This window comes from Pseudoalteromonas sp. Scap25 (assembly GCF_013394125.1).
Taxonomy (GTDB): Bacteria; Pseudomonadota; Gammaproteobacteria; order Enterobacterales; family Alteromonadaceae; genus Pseudoalteromonas.
In genome coordinates, this window is the sequence record NZ_CP041327.1 from 1,440,210 (window position 1) to 1,457,537 (window position 17,328).

General features: G+C 41.0%; 13 protein-coding genes and 1 pseudogene. 11 read left to right on the forward strand and 3 right to left on the reverse strand.

The window, feature by feature from the left end; translation table 11 throughout:
• Together FLM54_RS06610 and trxB are read right to left on the reverse strand one after the other, a co-directional pair.
• A complete protein-coding gene (locus tag FLM54_RS06610) occupies nt 1-2,814 on the reverse strand; it encodes a bifunctional aconitate hydratase 2/2-methylisocitrate dehydratase (RefSeq protein WP_178955848.1) in 2,814 nt (937 codons plus the stop codon).
• Between the two features lie 306 nt (nt 2,815-3,120).
• On the reverse strand, nt 3,121-4,071 hold the full coding sequence (gene trxB / locus FLM54_RS06615; RefSeq protein ID WP_178955850.1) for a thioredoxin-disulfide reductase: 951 nt from the start codon (nt 4,069-4,071) through the stop codon (nt 3,121-3,123).
• Between the two features lie 276 nt (nt 4,072-4,347).
• Here trxB and pssA point away from each other — a divergent pair, with 276 nt between their 5' ends.
• Nucleotides 4,348-5,673 carry a CDP-diacylglycerol--serine O-phosphatidyltransferase gene (gene pssA / locus FLM54_RS06620; protein WP_055011831.1) on the forward strand — a complete coding sequence of 442 codons (1,326 nt, stop codon included), beginning with the start codon at nt 4,348-4,350 and terminating at the stop codon, nt 5,671-5,673.
• Nucleotides 5,674-5,791: 118 nt separating this feature from the next.
• On the opposite strand, the gene ald is transcribed toward pssA, so the two are convergent.
• Nucleotides 5,792-6,913, reverse strand: coding sequence for an alanine dehydrogenase (gene ald / locus FLM54_RS06625; protein ID WP_054200757.1), 1,122 nt, complete (start codon nt 6,911-6,913; stop codon nt 5,792-5,794).
• Nucleotides 6,914-7,052: 139 nt separating this feature from the next.
• Here ald and lrp point away from each other — a divergent pair, with 139 nt between their 5' ends.
• The 10 genes and pseudogenes from lrp to FLM54_RS06675 all read left to right on the forward strand — a co-directional run bounded on the left by lrp (nt 7,053) and on the right by FLM54_RS06675 (nt 16,878).
• Nucleotides 7,053-7,532 carry a leucine-responsive transcriptional regulator Lrp gene (gene lrp, locus FLM54_RS06630; RefSeq protein WP_008110073.1) on the forward strand — a complete coding sequence of 160 codons (480 nt, stop codon included), beginning with the start codon at nt 7,053-7,055 and terminating at the stop codon, nt 7,530-7,532.
• Nucleotides 7,533-7,728: 196 nt separating this feature from the next.
• On the forward strand, nt 7,729-10,218 hold the full coding sequence (locus FLM54_RS06635) for a DNA translocase FtsK (protein WP_178955861.1): 2,490 nt from the start codon (nt 7,729-7,731) through the stop codon (nt 10,216-10,218).
• Nucleotides 10,218-10,844 (forward strand): outer membrane lipoprotein chaperone LolA, encoded by a 627-nt coding sequence (gene lolA, locus FLM54_RS06640; protein WP_055011834.1) that lies wholly within the window; start codon nt 10,218-10,220, stop codon nt 10,842-10,844. The genes FLM54_RS06635 and lolA overlap by 1 nt, the downstream gene beginning before the upstream one ends.
• Nucleotides 10,837-12,180 carry a replication-associated recombination protein A gene (locus FLM54_RS06645; protein WP_178955863.1) on the forward strand — a complete coding sequence of 448 codons (1,344 nt, stop codon included), beginning with the start codon at nt 10,837-10,839 and terminating at the stop codon, nt 12,178-12,180. Before lolA ends, FLM54_RS06645 begins: the two co-directional genes overlap by 8 nt.
• A complete protein-coding gene (crcB, locus tag FLM54_RS06650; protein WP_010389726.1) occupies nt 12,173-12,553 on the forward strand; it encodes a fluoride efflux transporter CrcB in 381 nt (126 codons plus the stop codon). Before FLM54_RS06645 ends, crcB begins: the two co-directional genes overlap by 8 nt.
• A 9-nt stretch (nt 12,554-12,562) precedes the next feature.
• Nucleotides 12,563-13,867 (forward strand): serine--tRNA ligase, encoded by a 1,305-nt coding sequence (serS, locus tag FLM54_RS06655; protein ID WP_024601694.1) that lies wholly within the window; start codon nt 12,563-12,565, stop codon nt 13,865-13,867.
• A gap of 499 nt (nt 13,868-14,366) precedes the next feature.
• Nucleotides 14,367-14,528: a hypothetical protein gene (locus tag FLM54_RS18770; protein ID WP_218648495.1), complete on the forward strand. Its 162-nt coding sequence runs from the start codon at nt 14,367-14,369 to the stop codon at nt 14,526-14,528.
• Between the two features lie 382 nt (nt 14,529-14,910).
• Complete coding sequence (locus tag FLM54_RS06665; RefSeq protein ID WP_178955865.1) at nt 14,911-15,276, forward strand: hypothetical protein; 366 nt, start codon at nt 14,911-14,913, stop codon at nt 15,274-15,276.
• Between the two features lie 270 nt (nt 15,277-15,546).
• Entirely contained in the window at nt 15,547-15,693 is a 147-nt protein-coding gene (locus FLM54_RS06670) for a transposase (RefSeq protein ID WP_256729678.1), read from the forward strand.
• Nucleotides 15,694-15,780: 87 nt separating this feature from the next.
• A pseudogene (locus FLM54_RS06675) lies at nt 15,781-16,878 on the forward strand (transposase).
• Nucleotides 16,879-17,328 lie beyond the last annotated feature (450 nt).

Here is a 17,328-nt window from a genome sequence, read left to right on the forward strand (position 1 = left end):
TTAGCTAACCACTTTTACTGGTACAGCTTCACCTGCGTTGAACTTAGTTGTCATTGCTTCTTCAACAGGTGTAAACGATGTAAGGTCAATACCTTCAACCGCAGACTTATACTCTTCCATAGTCGGGAAACGACCAAGAACAGAAGATAGAACTACAACTGGCGTAGAACCTAGTAGTGATTCACCTTTTTTCTCAGATGTATCGGCTACTACACGGCCTTGGAAAAGACGTGTTGATGTTGCGATAACAGTATCACCTGGTTCTGCTTTTTCTTGGTTACCCATACATAGGTTACAACCAGGGCGTTCTAGGTATAAGATATTTTCATACTTAGTACGTGCAGCCGTTTTTGGTTTTGCATCGTCAAATTCAAAACCTGCGTATTTAGCAAGAATATCCCAATCGCCTTCCGCTTTAAGCTCATCAACAATGTTGTATGTTGGTGGCGCAACAACCAATGGCGCTTTGAATGAGATAGAACCGTTTTTCTTCTCAAGGTTACGTAGCATGTGAGCAATAATTTTCATATCGCCTTTGTGAACCATACACGAACCAACAAAACCTAAATCAACAGGCTTGTCGTTGTAAAAAGAAACAGGGCGGATCACATCGTGAGTATAACGCTTAGAAACATCATCGTTATTAACGTCTGGATCGGCAATCATTGGCTCAACGATTTGGTCTAAATCAACCACAACTTCTGCATGGTATTTAGCGTTGTCGTCTGGAGAAAGTGCTGGCTCTTCACCAGATTGAATACCTGCAATACGCTTGTCGGCTAAATCGATTAGACCTTGTAGCGTTTGTGCTTCGTTTTCCATACCTTTGTTGATCATGATTTGGATACGTGACTTAGCAAGTTCAATTGACTTAATTAACGTTTCATCATTTGAAATACAGATTGACGCTTTCGCTTTCATTTCTGCAGTCCAGTCAGTGAAGGTAAAAGCTTGGTCAGCCATTAGGGTACCAATATGAACTTCAATGATACGACCTTGGAATACGTTTTCGCCGCCAAATTGCTTAAGCATTTGCGCTTGCGTTGCATGTACAACATCGCGGAAATCCATATGCTTAGCCATTTTGCCTTTAAACGTTACTTTAACTGAATCAGGAATCGGCATCGCAGATTCACCGGTTGCAAGTGCAACAGCAACAGTACCTGAATCGGCACCAAAGGCAACGCCTTTAGACATACGTGTATGCGAGTCACCACCAATGATGATAGCGCGATCATCAATTGTAATGTCGTTCAATACTTTGTGAATAACGTCAGTCATTGCATGGTAAACGCCTTTCGGGTCACGTGCAGTGATCAAACCAAACTTATTCATAAACGCCATTAGTTTAGGAATGTTTGCTTGTGCTTTGCTATCCCATACTGATGCTGTATGACAACCAGATTGATAGGCACCATCAACAAGAGGAGAAATCGTTGAAGCAGCCATTGCTTCTAATTCTTGTGCAGTCATTGGACCGGTTGTATCTTGCGAACCAACGATGTTCACTTTAACACGAACATTTGAGCCAGCGTGAAGTGGCGTATCTGATAGTACACCTACCGCGTTACGGTTAAAGATTTTTTCAACCGCTGTTAAGCCTTGGCCTTCGTGTGAAATTTCTTTTGAAGGTGCATAAACAAGCGGCGTTTCAATGCCAAGAGTTTCAGCAGCAAACGTTTGTAGTTTTTTACCGAATACAACTGCGTAAGAACCGCCAGCTCTCATGAATTCAACTTTTTGCGGTGTGAATGCTGATGAAATATCAACAAGCTCTTTATCACCGTTATAAAGCTTCTTCTCTTTAGTATTGATTGTTAGCACAGTACCAGTAGCAACAGAGTAGGCTTCTTCAAGCACAGCGTCACCATTTGCATCAGTTACTGTATTGCCGTCTGCATCTACTTTTTTAACCCAGTTTTTAAGGTCAAGACCAATACCGCCAGTTACATCAACCGTTGTTAAGAAGATTGGTGCAATACCGTTAGTACCTGCAACAACAGGTGCAATGTTGATGAAAGGAACGTATGGACTTGCTTGTTTACCAGCCCAAAGTGCTACGTTATTCACACCAGACATACGTGATGAACCAACGCCCATGGTGCCTTTTTCAGCAATAAGCATTACTTTAGCGTTAGGGTGTTTCTTTTGAAGGGCAACAATTTCTTGTTGTGCTTCTTCAGTGATCATGCACTTACCGTGTAATTCACGGTCAGCACGTGAGTGTGCTTGGTTACCTGGAGAAAGTAAATCAGTTGAAATGTCGCCTTCACCAGCAATGTAAGTTACTACTTCGATTTTTTCTTCGATGTCAGGTAATTTTGTAAAGAATTCAGCTTTTGAGAAGCTCTCTAGTAATTCTTTAGCAATTGGGTTACCTGCTTCGTAGGCCGCTTTAATGCGCTCCATATCTGCATCGTATAAGAATACCTGAGTTTTCAGTACTTCTGCAGCTTGTGCTGCGATTTTTGCGTCATCAGCAAAGGCTAAATCAATTAGCATTTCAATCGATGGGCCGCCTTTCATGTGTGAAAGTAGTTCGAATGCAAATTCTGGAGTGATCTCTGCAACGTGCTCTTCACCTAAAATGATTTCTTTTAGAAACTGTGCTTTAACGCCCGCAGCACTGGTTGTTCCAGGTAAAGTATTAAAAATAAAGAAATGCAGTGAATCTTTACGGTGCTCGTTATTAGTATCTTTAATTTGATTAATTATTTCTGATACTAGTTCAGCGCTATCGATTGGTTGTGGGCTTAATCCAAGCTCCGTTTTACGGGTTTGGATTTCTTCCATATATTTTGTATACAAACTCATAGAAAACTCTCGGTAATTTACTTGATATGAAGTTAAGCATTTTAACTGATTTTACAGTTTCTAGTAATGCCTAAATGAATAAAGCTTTTATTCCTGACGATAATTATAGCTAGTTTTACTTATATAATTTGACGGTATTTGTTGCTCACCCTTAGATCCTATCGTACCTGAGCCATTAATTGTATAAATAAGACTAATTTCAACTATAAGCCTAGTGAATGTTGGTGCGGGTACAATTATCTCGGGCGTAATAATTGGGCACAAAAAAGGGCTGAAAATTCAGCCCCAAAAGTATGCTATGTATGCTTATAGGTTATCTAAAAAGCGTTCTGCATCAAGTGCAGCCATACAGCCAGTACCGGCAGAGGTGATAGCTTGACGGTAAATATGATCAGACACATCACCGGCAGCAAATACGCCTGGCACACTTGTTTGAGTTGCATTACCGTTAAGACCAGATTCAACCACTAGGTAGCCGTCTTTCATTTCTAGCTGACCTTCAAACATATCGGTGTTTGGCTTATGGCCAATGGCAATAAACACACCCGCTAAATCAAGTTCTTCAGTAGCATCTGACGCCACATCTTTAATGCGAACGCCGGTCACACCCATTTGGTCACCAAGCACTTCATCAAGTGTACGGTTGAAGTGCATTACAACATTACCGTTTGCTGCTTTTTCAGCAAGGCGGTCAGCAAGAATTTTTTCACTACGGAAACTGTCACGACGGTGAATAACATGAACTTCATCAGCAATGTTAGACAGGTATAACGCTTCTTCAACAGCCGTGTTACCACCACCAACAACCGCTACTTTTTGGCCTTTATAGAAAAACCCGTCACAGGTTGCACAAGCAGAAACACCACGACCTTGGAAATTAGTCTCAGACTCTAAGCCTAAATATTTCGCAGAGGCACCGGTTGCAATAATTAAAGCATCACATGTGTAAGTACCTTGGTCACCGGTTAGTGTGAAAGGGCGCTTAGATACGTCAACTTTGTTGATGTGGTCGAACACAATTTCAGTTTCAAAGCGTTCTGCATGCTCTTTCATACGATCCATTAATGCAGGGCCGGTTAAACCGTGTGCATCGCCAGGCCAGTTTTCAACTTCAGTAGTGGTTGTTAGCTGGCCACCTTGTTGAATACCTGTAATTAAAACAGGATTTAAATTAGCACGTGCAGCGTAAACTGCGGCTGTGTAGCCAGCAGGGCCCGAACCTAAAATAAGTAACTTACAATGTTTTGCTTCAGTCATGATCTTTTCCTAAACGTTTAATACGGTTTTAATGCGCCCGATTCTAAGAAAAACAAGCAGGAAGTAAATAAAAGATGAGATTATTTTTTTTCGCAAATTCGGAAGCTGTTCATTAATGTGTACTAGCAAATGACTTACAAGCAGTGCTCGACTAATAAATAGACTGTTAGCCAATAAAACGACGTTAATTCATGACCAGCCTGATTTTTTTTGTTATCTTTTAACTAATTTTGATTTGTCACTGCTTAATTATGTGACCTAAGTGAATAGGCAACTATGTTATTTTGGCAAGAGAAACCCGCATTTGGGTTGACTTCAAAAGACGTTAACGTCTTAACCAATGCGCAAGAATACCGTACGCAATTGTTAGATTTAATTGCCAACGCAAAAAAACGAATTTATATCACCACACTTTACTTACAAGATGATGAAGCGGGTCGTGAAATATTAGCCGCACTACACAGTGCATCGTTAGCTAACCCTTCGCTTGAAATAAAAGTATTGGTTGATTTTCATCGCGCACAGCGTGGTTTAATTGGTGCAGAAAAGTCAGAGGGCAATGCAAGCTTATATTGCGACAGCTTAGAGAAGTTTAATTCAAACGTTCAAGTGTATGGTGTTCCCGTAAAGGCAAAAGAACTGTTTGGGGTATTGCATTTAAAAGGCTTTGTTATAGACGACACATTGCTATATAGCGGTGCCAGTTTAAATAATGTGTATTTGCAATATAGCGACCGATACCGACTTGATCGATACTTTTTAGTCTCGCAAAGCGAGTTATGTGACTCAGTAGTCGATTTTATCGAATCAACCTTATTGAGCTCTGAAGCGGTTCCAAGAATTGATCAACGACCGCTTAAACGCATGGCTGACTTTAAACTTGAACAAAAGCAACTTATGCGTGAGCTTAAATCGGCAAGCTATAAAAGTGCGCAACAATTGAATACTCATGCAATGGGCATTCGTTTGTTTTTGGGTTTAGGCCGTCGTAATAACGAACTTAATCGCTTAATCAAAGCGCTGTTTGATACTACCGAGCAAGAGTTGGTGTTATACACGCCGTATTTTAATTTTCCGGCTCCTTTAATGCGCTCTTTGCGTCGCTTATTAAAGCAAGGTAAACAAGTCACTATTGTGGTGGGCGATAAAACCGCAAACGATTTTTATCTGCCACCTAGTGAGCCGTTTAGTAAAATTGGTGCATTACCGTATTTATACGAAACTATTTTGCATAAATTTGTAAAATCGCAAAAACGCCACATAGATAATGGCAACTTAAACGTTTACCTGTGGAAACACGAGAGTAACTCGTTTCATTTAAAAGGGATTTGTTGTGACCGTAAAGTGCATTTACTTAGCGGGCATAATTTAAATCCGCGTGCATGGGGGCTAGATATCGAAAATGGTATTCTGATAGAAGACCCTGAGCAAACGATAATGCGCGACATTGATAATGAACGCCAAGAAATTTTAAAGCATTGTCGTCGTTTAACCGGTCCAGATGATTTAGAAACCATGAGCGATTACCCGCAGCCAGTGAAAAAGCTACTTGGTCAAGCTAAGCGCGTAAAAGTCGACTTTATTATTAAACGATTTATATAACATTTGGGTCTGTTGACCGCAGACTCTAAGATTTAGACACAAAAAAAGCAGCTAATTAGCTGCTTTTTTAATGCTTATACCTAAATGATGGCTTAGGTATAAGCGGTAACAATAATAGTTACGCGTTTTCTACTGCAGTGCGTGGGTCAACATATTCCATGTTGAACGCTTCAGCTACTTCTTTGTAAGTTACTTGGCCTTTAAGTACGTTTAAGCCTTTTAAGAAGTGAGCGTCATCTAGTAGTGCCTTTTTGTAACCTTTGTTTGCAAGGTTAATGATAAACGGTAATGTTGCATTGTTAAGTGCAAACGTAGATGTACGTGGAACAGCACCTGGCATGTTAGCAACACAGTAGTGAACAACTTCATCAACGATGAAAGTAGGATCAGCGTGCGTAGTTGCTTTAGACGTAGCAATACAACCACCTTGGTCGATTGCAACGTCAACAATTGCAGCGCCAGGCTTCATTGCTTTAATGTGTTCAGCAGTTACTAGTTTAGGTGCAGCAGCACCTGGGATAAGTACACCACCAATTACTAGGTCAGCTTCAAGTACGTGCTTCTCAAGCGCATCAGCTGTTGAGTAAATAGCTTTAACTTTGTTACCAAACTGTGCGTCTAGTGCACGTAATACGTCGATGTTACGGTCAAGTACAACAACCTCAGCACCTAAGCCAACGGCCATTTGTGCAGCGCTACGACCAACCATGCCGCCGCCAATAACAACTACTTTAGCTGGCTCAACACCGGGTACACCACCTAGTAACATACCACGACCGTGGTTAGCTTTTTCTAGCGCTTGTGCACCTGCTTGAATAGACATACGACCAGCAACTTCACTCATTGGCGCTAAAAGTGGTAAACCACCGCGTGAATCAGTTACTGTTTCATACGCAATACAGATTGCTTTACTTTTAACAAGGTCTTCAGTTTGTGGAAGATCCGGTGCAAGGTGAAGGTAAGTGAAAAGAATTTGGTCTTCACGTAACATTGCACGCTCAACAGCTTGAGGCTCTTTTACCTTGATGATCATTTCTGCTTTTGCAAAAACGTCAGCAGCTGTTTCTAAAATTTCAGCGCCTGCTTGAACATAATCATCATTTGTAAAACCAATGCCCATACCAGCATTCGTTTCAACAATCACTTGGTGGCCGTGATTTACAAGTTCGCGAACACTCGCAGGAACCATACCTACACGGTACTCGTGGTTTTTAATTTCTTTAGGTACACCAATAATCATAATTTTGCCTTGTTAGAACGGGATAAAAATTTTCCACTATTATATTCATGCCAGGGTAGTGTGTCTCACCTTTTTTTAAGCCCTTTGTAGTGTTAGTATCTGTAAAATTAATTTTATTAGAATAAAAAACTAAAAAGCCATGCATAACTTATTAGACCGTATTGATCGCAAAATTTTAGTCGAATTACAACTTGATGGCCGCCTGTCAAATGTTGAACTGGCCCGACGAGTTGGCCTAAGCGCCACGCCCTGTCTAGAGCGAGTGAAAAAGCTAGAGCGAGAAGGGTATATTTTAGGCTATAAAGCCGTGGTTGATCCTGCCAAGCTTGGTCAAGGGCTTTCTGTGTATGTGGAAGTAACCATTACCAAAACATCGCCCGACGTGTTTGAAGAGTTCAGTGCTGCTGTTAGAAAGCACGAAGAAATTATAGAATGTCATTTGGTTTCTGGTAATTTCGACTTTTTATTAAAAACCCGGGTTAACGATATGTCAGAATACCGAGGGGTACTTGGTGATATATTATTAAAGCTGCCCAATGTGAGTGAAAGTCGTACCTACGTAGTAATGGAAGAAGTAAAAGGTGAAGAAGGCGTTGTTATTCGTCCTTTTGTTGCTTAATGATAAAGTAACAGCCTTTAATATACTTTTATCGTTGCAGCCAACTTTGCTTTTTTAATGAGTGTACGACTAAATAATAAAAACTTGTTCATAATCAGGCCATCATGGTTAAGATAAAGTGCATCAAAATACATTTCCTGCTAAGGTATTCTATTGCCAAGTGAGTGTAAAAAATAATAATGAGGGATAGGTAATTATGCGCCTAAACGGTGTACAAAGACTATTAGAAACGGGGCTCATCGTCAGCACCTTTGCAGCGGTATTTATTTTATGTGCTTTAATTAGTTTTCATCCTGCCGATCCTGCTTGGTCGCAAACGGGTGAGTTTACCAATGTACAAAATATCACAGGTACGGCGGGCGCGTGGGTGGCCGACATTTTACTTCTTACCTTTGGTTGGCTTGCCTATTTTGTGCCAGCGGCTATTCAGCTGCTTGGCTATTTAGTGTTTAAGCAGCCACACCGTATTTTGCAACTCGATTACACCACACTTGGATTACGTATTATTGGCTTTGCGCTGTTTATTACCTCAGCCACCGCTATCAGCAGTATTAATTTTGACGATATTTATAATTTTTCATCCGGTGGGGTAGTGGGCGATGTGATTGCATCGGCGATGATGCCTGCGTTTAATTTTACCGGTACCTCTATTTTACTGCTGTGTTTCTTTTTTGCAGGATTAACCCTATTAACGGGTGTTTCGTGGGTACAATTTGTTGATTACTTGGGTGATTTAATTGTTAGGTTATACCGCTTTTTGGTTACCTATGCTCGCGGTTGGATGCAACGCGAACGCATTGCAGGTAAAGTTCAAGACGAGCAACCCGATGCCTATTTTGAAGATGACACACGCCAACAAGAACCTGAGCTTGCTAATAAAACAGCAGACAAACCAAAAGCACTCGACAAACCAACAACTAAAGTAAACGCGCCGCAAGACGACGAGTTTATGCCGTTTGACGAGCTTGACCAAATACTCGATCAAGAAATTAGCTTTAGCGCCATAGACGATGAACCTATGGACACAGAGGCAGCACTTAATGCGCTTGATCAAAGCCCAGTGGTTGAACCTGAAAAACCAGCTACAACAGTGGTTTCACCAGCAAGGCCAATTAACAAGCCAAAATCAGGGTTTCAACCGCCGCCAACTGCCAAAGAGAAGTTTGAGCAATTATTAGAGCAAGAGCCACCTCCGGGGCCATTGCCATCATTAGATTTACTCGACAGACCCGACAAAGCAAAAAATCCAATTTCGCAAGAAGAGCTTGATAGTGTATCGCGCCTTGTAGAAACAAAACTACTCGATTTTAACGTGCAAGCAACCGTGGTTGGAGTTTACCCTGGGCCTGTTGTTACCCGTTTTGAGCTTGATTTAGCACCGGGTATTAAGGTGTCTAAAATTACTGGGCTGTCAAAAGATTTAGCGCGCTCGCTATCGGCAATTAGTGTGCGAGTGGTTGAAGTTATTCCGGGTAAAACCTATATCGGTATTGAGCTGCCTAATAAATACCGTGAAATTGTACGTTTATCAGAAGTCATAAACGCACCTAAGTTTGAGCAAAACCCATCGCCATTAACCATGGTGCTTGGTAAAGATATTGCAGGGCAACCTGTGTGTGCTGACCTAGGTAAAATGCCACATTTATTAGTTGCCGGTACAACGGGTTCAGGTAAGTCAGTGGGCGTTAATGTAATGATATTAAGCTTACTGTATAAATCGGGCCCAGAAGATGTTCGTATGATCATGATTGACCCGAAAATGCTTGAGCTTTCTGTTTACGAAGGTATTCCGCATTTATTGTGTGAAGTTGTGACCGACATGAAAGAAGCCGCTAACGCGCTGCGTTGGTGTGTAGGTGAAATGGAACGCCGCTATAAGCTGATGTCGGCTTTAGGTGTACGTAACTTAAAAGGTTACAACCAAAAAGTAATGGAAGCTAAAGAAGCGGGCTACCCAATAATGGATCCATTATTTAAAGACACCGACGGCATGAAAGACGGCCCTGATGAACTGGACAAATTACCTAGCATAGTGGTGGTTATTGACGAATTTGCCGACATGATGATGATTGTAGGTAAAAAAGTTGAAGAGTTAATTGCCCGTATAGCGCAAAAAGCGCGTGCTGCGGGTATTCATTTAATTTTGGCAACACAGCGTCCGTCGGTTGATGTAATAACCGGTTTAATTAAAGCGAACATACCTACACGTATGGCGTTTCAGGTATCAAGTAAAATAGATTCGCGCACCATACTGGATCAACAAGGCGCAGAAAACTTATTAGGCATGGGTGACATGCTTTATTTACCGCCAGGCACCAGTGTGCCAGAGCGTGTGCATGGCGCGTTTGTAGACGACCATGAAGTACATGCCGTGGTAAACGATTGGAAAGCCCGTGCTAAACCAAATTACATAGACGAAATTTTAAATGGCGATGCCACTGAAGATATTTTATTACCAGGGGAAGCCAGCGAGAATGGCGATGAAGAGTCAGATCCGTTATACGACGAAGCGGTCGCCTTTGTAATAGAAACCGGAAAAGTATCGGTATCATCAGTGCAACGTAAATTACGTGTAGGCTATAACCGTGCTGCACGTTTAGTAGAACAAATGGAAACATCAGGTATCGTGAGTGCACCAGGACATAACGGCGCTCGCGATGTATTAGTACCTAATGGAGCAAATTAATGAAAAAATTAAGTAGTTTATTATTGGTATTGGGCAGTTTAGTTGCTATGCCAAGTTTTGCTGACGACAGCCAAGCATTACAAGATAAGTTATCGACCTTAAAAAGCTTTAAAGCACAATTTAAACAAAACGTAACCGACGGTGAAGGCCAACTGGTAATGCAAGGCCAAGGCAATATTGCGCTGCAACAGCCATTGATGATTCGCTGGCAGCAAACTAACCCAGACGACACGTTATTTGTGTCAAACGGCGATAAAACCTATTACTTTGATAGCTTTGCTGAGCAAGTAACCATCATGAAAACCAGCGGTTTAATTGACTCTACACCGTTTATATTGCTCACCTCTAAAGACCCTGCGCAATGGGAAAAATACAGCGTGCTTGCCACCGATTTAGGCTTTAGCATTACCCCAAATAAAGGCGTTGAAAGCCAAGTAGAGCAGCTTGATATTACTTTTGCTGATAACGAGCAGGGGCTTGCAAAACTGGTGGTTAAAGATAACTCAGGCCAGCTATCTGCGTTTACATTTAGCAATGCACAGGTTAATACTGAGCTTGATAAAACAACTTTTGAATTTACCCCGCCAGCGGGTGTAGAAATAGACGATCAGAGTAACGGTGAGTAATTTAGGTTTTAACTTTGGGCCCGATGTACGCCCACTCGCTGCGCGTATGCGCCCTTTATCGCTAAACGATTACATAGGGCAGCAGCATTTACTAAGTAGCGATAAACCGCTGCATCAAGCCATTGTTGCAGGGCGTTGCCATAGTTTAATTTTATGGGGGCCGCCAGGGGTGGGTAAAACTACGCTCGCGCAAATTATTGCCAATCATGCCGATGCTGAACTAATTCAAATGTCGGCAGTAACGGCGGGCGTAAAAGATATACGCGATAGCGTAACCCAAGCGCGCGATAACTTACAAAGCCGCGGCCAGCGTACTCTAATGTTTGTTGACGAAGTTCACCGCTTTAATAAATCTCAGCAAGATGCGTTTTTACCGCATATTGAAGATGGCACTTTTATATTTGTAGGCGCGACCACCGAAAACCCCTCGTTTGCGCTTAATAATGCGATTTTGTCTCGTGCAAGGGTATATGTTTTAAAATCCTTGCAGGAAAGCGATTTATACACGGTAATTGAGCGTGCACTTAAACAAGATGAGCAATTAAGCCAAAAACACATCGTGATTGCAGATAACGCCAAACAGGCGCTATGCCAAGCAAGTGGTGGCGATGCTCGTAAAGTGCTTAATTTACTCGAGCAAGCAGTCGATTTAACCACTGAGCAAAACGGCCAATTTCATGTTGACGAACAGGTACTCAGCCAAGTACTCCCTTCGCATTTAGCGAAATACGATAAAGGCGGCGATGAATTTTACGATTTAATTTCGGCGTTTCATAAATCAGTGCGAGGCAGTTCACCCGATGGTGCGCTTTATTGGTACTGCCGTATTTTAGCCGGTGGCGGCGACCCGCTTTATGTTGCAAGGCGCTTATTAGCGATTGCCACTGAAGATATTGGCAACGCCGATCCGCGCGCGATGGAAGTGGCTTTAAACGCATGGGATATTTTTCAGCGTGTTGGCCCCAGTGAAGGCGAGCGCGCAATTGCACAGGCCACCTTGTATTTAGCCAGCGCACCTAAAAGCAATGCGGTTTATATGGCGTTTAACCAAGCTAAAGACGATGCTAAAAATCAGCCAAGCTACCCAGTGCCAGAGCATTTACGCAATGCCCCCACTAATTTAATGAAAGACTTAGGTTATGGCGCAGAGTATCGATATGCGCATAATGAAGAAGGCGCATTTGCTGCTGGCGAAAAATACCTACCGCCAGAAATGGATGGCAAACAATACTACCAGCCAAGTGATCGTGGACTTGAGCAAAAAATTAAACAAAAGCTCGATTATTTAAAAGAGCGCGACGCGCAAAGCCCAGTAAAACGTTATGAGCATGATTAAACTTTACATGATGATAGCTCTTGGCGGAGCCTCAGGAGCCTGTTTACGGTTTTTTATTAGCGAAACCATGCTAAAACTCCTCGGTAGGGGATTCCCTTTTGGTACGTTGACGGTTAATATTCTGGGTTCATTGTTGATGGGCATTTTGTACGGTTTAATCGATAAGCAGGTTATTGCCGTTAGTCCCGCTAAAACCCTCATCGGAATTGGCTTTTTAGGTGCGTTAACCACCTTTTCAACATTCTCAATGGATTCGTTGTTGTTATTACAACAAGGTCACTTTATTAAAATGGCCCTCAATATCATCTTAAACGTGATGGTGTGTATTTTTATGGCTTGGCTGGGCCTTCAGCTAGTAATGCAAAAAGGTTAAAAAACTAACATGTTAGATTCTAAATATTTACGTCAAGATGTCGAACAAACTGCAGCACGTTTAGCCGCACGTGGTTATGAACTAGATGTAGCGGTAGTGACTGAACTTGAAGAAAAACGCAAAACATTACAAGTAAAAACGCAAGAACTTCAAAGTCAACGTAACGCCAGTGCGAAAGCCATTGGTCAAGCAAAAGCAAAAGGCGAAGATGCGCAGCCATTGCTAGACGCAGTTGCTAACTTAGGCAGCGAATTAGACGCAGCTAAAGCTGAGCAAGATGAAGTGTTAGAAGCAATTAAACAAATTGCCTTAGCAATTCCAAATTTACCTGATGAATCGGTACCAGAAGGTGCTGACGAAGACGACAACGTAGAAATTTTAACGTGGGGCACCCCTAAAAAGTACGATTTTGAAGTTAAAGACCACGTTGATGTAGGGCAAGACCTAAACGGCCTAGACTTTGAAATGGGCGTTAAAATTAGTGGCGCACGTTTTACCGTAATGCGCGGCCAAGTAGCGCGTATGCACCGTGCACTTACCCAATACATGCTAGACACCCACACAGATAAAAACGGCTACACAGAAATGTATGTACCGTACTTAGTTAATAGCGCAAGCCTTTACGGCACCAGCCAATTACCTAAGTTTGCCGGCGATTTATTCCACACGTTAGGCCTAGTAAACGATGATGGCGAGCAGCAAGCTGGCTTTAGCTTAATTCCTACGGCAGAAGTACCGCTTACTAATAGCGCACGCGACGAAATTTACGAAGAAAGCGATTTACCGATTCGCTTAACTGCGCACACACCGTGTTTTAGAAGTGAAGCGGGCAGCTATGGTCGCGATACACGCGGCTTAATTCGCCAGCACCAGTTTGATAAAGTTGAACTAGTACAACTAGTAAAACCAGAAGATTCTATGCAAGCGCTTGAAGAGCTAACAGGCCACGCAGAGCAAATTTTACAAGCACTAGAACTACCATACCGAAAAGTGATTTTATGTATGGGCGACATGGGCTTTGGCGCAGCTAAAACCTACGACTTAGAAGTATGGTTACCAGCGCAAGACACGTACCGCGAAATTTCATCATGTTCAAACATGGTCGATTTCCAAGCACGTCGTATGCAAGCTCGTTTTCGTCGTGAAGGCGCTAAAAAACCAGAGCTTTTACACACACTAAACGGCTCAGGTTTAGCGGTTGGCCGTACACTTGTAGCAATACTAGAAAACTACCAACAAGCCGACGGCTCTGTAGTAGTACCAGAAGTATTACGCCCATACATGGGTGGACTTGAAGTGATTGGTAAAGCTTAAAGTACTAGCTGTCAGTTTTTAGCTATAAGCTTTAAGAAAGAAAGCCGCTGTTTTAACAAACAGCGGCTTTTTTATGGGTAAAAGGTTCGAGGTTAAAGGTAAAAGTATAGAAATAAAGAGTTGTGAGATTAATTCGGTGTGAAACTCACCGCGTAGGAATAGGCTTTAGCGCGTTCAATCTGTCTGTTCTTATTATCGGTTTACAGAAATCATAGCTAAAAAAGGTGATCTCACAGCGTAAATTTACAAAAACAAACACTGTATATAGACCTGTTTTGTATTTTGTCTAATATTACTGATCTCTACCATTATTGTGTATTTTTGCATTTGTAAAACATCAGACTAAGTCAACTAATTCTTTACACCTGTTTATTTGAGGGCTAAGGTGAATGTATTGTGATACATGGACATTTTTGGTTTATAAAGCGACAAATGTTGTATACAAATTGTTCTGCTTTCAATGTGCAATATTTGTATAAAATATCAAAAGGAGTTATTGATGAATAAAAATAAAGTAGGTATGCGCTACTCTTTACCGAAAAATTCGAGTGAAGCTATGAGGAAGTTAGCTGAAATATTAAAGGTACCAACACATAAATTAATTGGGGATAAAGACCAAATAGTAATGACTATGAGTGGACCATTTTGTACCGACAATTAAATCGTTTAGATAAAATGTCAGTAATGAGGATGATTCAAGATTTATCTTATCCACAATTACAATATGAGCTTAGAGTTAAATGTTTAGACTCAGTAGTTAAACCACAATGGGCTGAGTGATACTTAACAAATGAAGAGTTAAAAGAAGTTTTAGATTTTCACAGCCAACTCAATAGGTGGTCAAGCTTGCTGGGGGAAAATCCTGGAGCGTATGGTGTCGGCGGTTCTGTATGGAGTATCGCTAAACAGGGGGCATCAACTGGGAATGTAACTGTTTTAATAGCTTCGCTGATACTTATCGGTGCCCATGAGTTTTCTTATAGCGAGACCCAGAAGTACTCTAATGAATTAGAGCGACGTAAAGTTTTAAATTAAGGAAGAACATGAATCATATTAAAACTTGCAGCTTCTTTGCAATTCTTTACACAATGCTAATATTTTTTGGTGTATTTATTCATTCTATTTTAAAGATAACACCTGAAGTAGGTTTAAATATTGTAGCGTTAATTGCTACAACTTATGTGGTTATTAAGCTTAAATATATAAACTTTTTTGAAAGTAAATTACAACTTCTTTTCTCTATATTTGGTGGAGGGTTGACAATTATAACTGCTTACCTGTTGGCTGTTATATTTAATAGTTTTACTCAGCCGACCATAAATGAAGGGGTTGTGCTTTTTGTTTTCAATACATTAGTTATTTATCTAACCATTCAAGTAGTGATCAAAAAAAACATAATAAGGCAATAAAGTCGGATTTGTAACAGTTTGCTCGGTTTCACTTCGATTAACATTTTAGCAAACTGTTACTCACCTCTTATTGCGGCGTTGAGGCTGAAGAATTACTCTTTCTAGGTACGTATCTTACTACATTTAATTGATTGTTTTTTAAATTTAAATTCATTTGTTAGCTGTGATCTAATAGGTATTATTCACCTACGGTAAACCGTTATGGCTAACCACTAGCCTGACTTACCCTGTCAAAATGAATTCATTCCTATCAATTTCGATGAGCAAATTTTGTCTGACATATTAGAATATGCACTTTGTTATATTATCGAAAATAAACTCGACTTGTCGGGCTTTGACGCGTGGTATAACAACGATAAAACGGGTGCAGCGGCGTATCCGCCCACGGTGATGTTAAAGATTATTTTACTCGGTTAAGAATAAACTAGACACCCACTCTAATTTTTGCAGTTTGGCGAACTAAGTACTAGGCCTTCATCAGTGTGAAAACAAGCTTGGTGTCTTATAGCAATCGCAAGAAAGCGTCAAGTAAGCTTGGTTGATACAAAGTACTACCACTGTATATCACGTTGTGTTCGGCGTGCTTTTTTGTGCGGTGAAGACCATTTTACTGGTCACTCTTTTGAGCATCGCAGAGGGTGGGTTGAAGACAAATTCCTTGAGTTAGCCAAAATATTTTGTATTGACGTCTGTGCTTATGCCGTTATGAGTAACCAGCAAAATGTTGGAACATTTTACAACAGCGCAGTTGGCCCGGAGGGCGGAAGGCAGGATGCCTGAAGTACATGCATTTAGTGTTGTATGTAGATGACAAAAAAGCGAACAGACTGAATGATAAAGCGATTGTTATTCGCTGGCACAAGCTGTGTAAAGGTACTGTCCTTACGCAAAAGTACATACAGGGTGAGAAGCTAAGTAAAGCTGAACTTATCTTTTTTAATAAAACAGTAAAGGAATATCGAGAGCGCCTATCAAGTCTTAGCTGGTTTATGCGGTTGTTAAATGAAGACATTGCGCGCAGGGCAAATAAAGAAGATAACTGCACAGGTAGGTTTTATTCGCTGCCATCCATGGCTCTCACCCTTCGGGCTGCCTAACGGCATTCAAATTTATTCCCTATAAATATATGGGAAGGGCGGTTTAGGTCACAAGCACTTCTTGATGAAGCCGCACTTTCGGCCTGCATGGCGTATGTCGACTTAAACCCAATCAGAGCTAAAATGGCTAACACCCCAGAAGAATCTGACCATACCAGCGCCCAACTACGCTTAACATGTGCAAAGAAAACAACCAAAACAACTGCTCCGATTTGCAGGTATGTCACGTCAAGTTATGCCAAAAGGGATGCCGTTTGAGTTAAAGTCGTACCTTGAACTTGTTGAGCTAACTGGACGAATAATTCGAGAAGATAAACACGGCCATATTGATAACACCCAACTTCCTTTACTGGAAAGACTCAATATATCTCCTGAAAACTGGTTAAAACTCACCACACAATTTACACGCGTATTTCACGGCGCAGTTGGCAGGGGGACCTCGCAAGCTAGTTATTGTGAAAATTTGAAACTGCATCATGCGATTATTTTTATGCGTGGAATTTAGATTTAAGAGTAATAATTGCTTATTTACTGGGTGAAATAAAATTAACGTAGCCGTAAAGCATTAATAATTGACCTAAAAAGTAAATCTAATAATACAGCTTTGCTTGTTAAATTAGAGTTGGTGTGAATTTAGTTGGTTTTCTAACAGCTCTTGAACCACCTTTCTTTTAAATTCCTCTGTAAGTTTACGAAACACTTTTTACTTTCATTACATCTTACTCCTAAATATATGTCTACTTTTATGGAGTCAGATCACCACTACAGTGCTGGGATCAAATTTGAACCAAAGCGGAAAGCCTTGGTGTGAGAAGATTTACTTTTATTGAATTATTTATTGTAACTGTATAAGATATAATTATTTAATATTTAAGGATATTTAATGAAAGTATGAACTCGGGCCTGTAGAGTATATTATACCTCACAGTATTGAAATAGGGGCTATGGATAGCGA

Coding starts and splice junctions, on each gene's coding strand:
- FLM54_RS06610 (WP_178955848.1), bottom strand. CDS start 2,814: ATGAGTTTGTATACAAAATATATGGAAGAAATCCAAACCCGTAAAACG.
- trxB (WP_178955850.1), bottom strand. CDS start 4,071: ATGACTGAAGCAAAACATTGTAAGTTACTTATTTTAGGTTCGGGCCCT.
- pssA (WP_055011831.1), top strand. CDS start 4,348: ATGTTATTTTGGCAAGAGAAACCCGCATTTGGGTTGACTTCAAAAGAC.
- ald (WP_054200757.1), bottom strand. CDS start 6,913: ATGATTATTGGTGTACCTAAAGAAATTAAAAACCACGAGTACCGTGTA.
- lrp (WP_008110073.1), top strand. CDS start 7,053: ATGCATAACTTATTAGACCGTATTGATCGCAAAATTTTAGTCGAATTA.
- FLM54_RS06635 (WP_178955861.1), top strand. CDS start 7,729: ATGCGCCTAAACGGTGTACAAAGACTATTAGAAACGGGGCTCATCGTC.
- lolA (WP_055011834.1), top strand. CDS start 10,218: ATGAAAAAATTAAGTAGTTTATTATTGGTATTGGGCAGTTTAGTTGCT.
- crcB (WP_010389726.1), top strand. CDS start 12,173: ATGATTAAACTTTACATGATGATAGCTCTTGGCGGAGCCTCAGGAGCC.
- serS (WP_024601694.1), top strand. CDS start 12,563: ATGTTAGATTCTAAATATTTACGTCAAGATGTCGAACAAACTGCAGCA.
- FLM54_RS18770 (WP_218648495.1), top strand. CDS start 14,367: ATGAATAAAAATAAAGTAGGTATGCGCTACTCTTTACCGAAAAATTCG.
- FLM54_RS06665 (WP_178955865.1), top strand. CDS start 14,911: ATGAATCATATTAAAACTTGCAGCTTCTTTGCAATTCTTTACACAATG.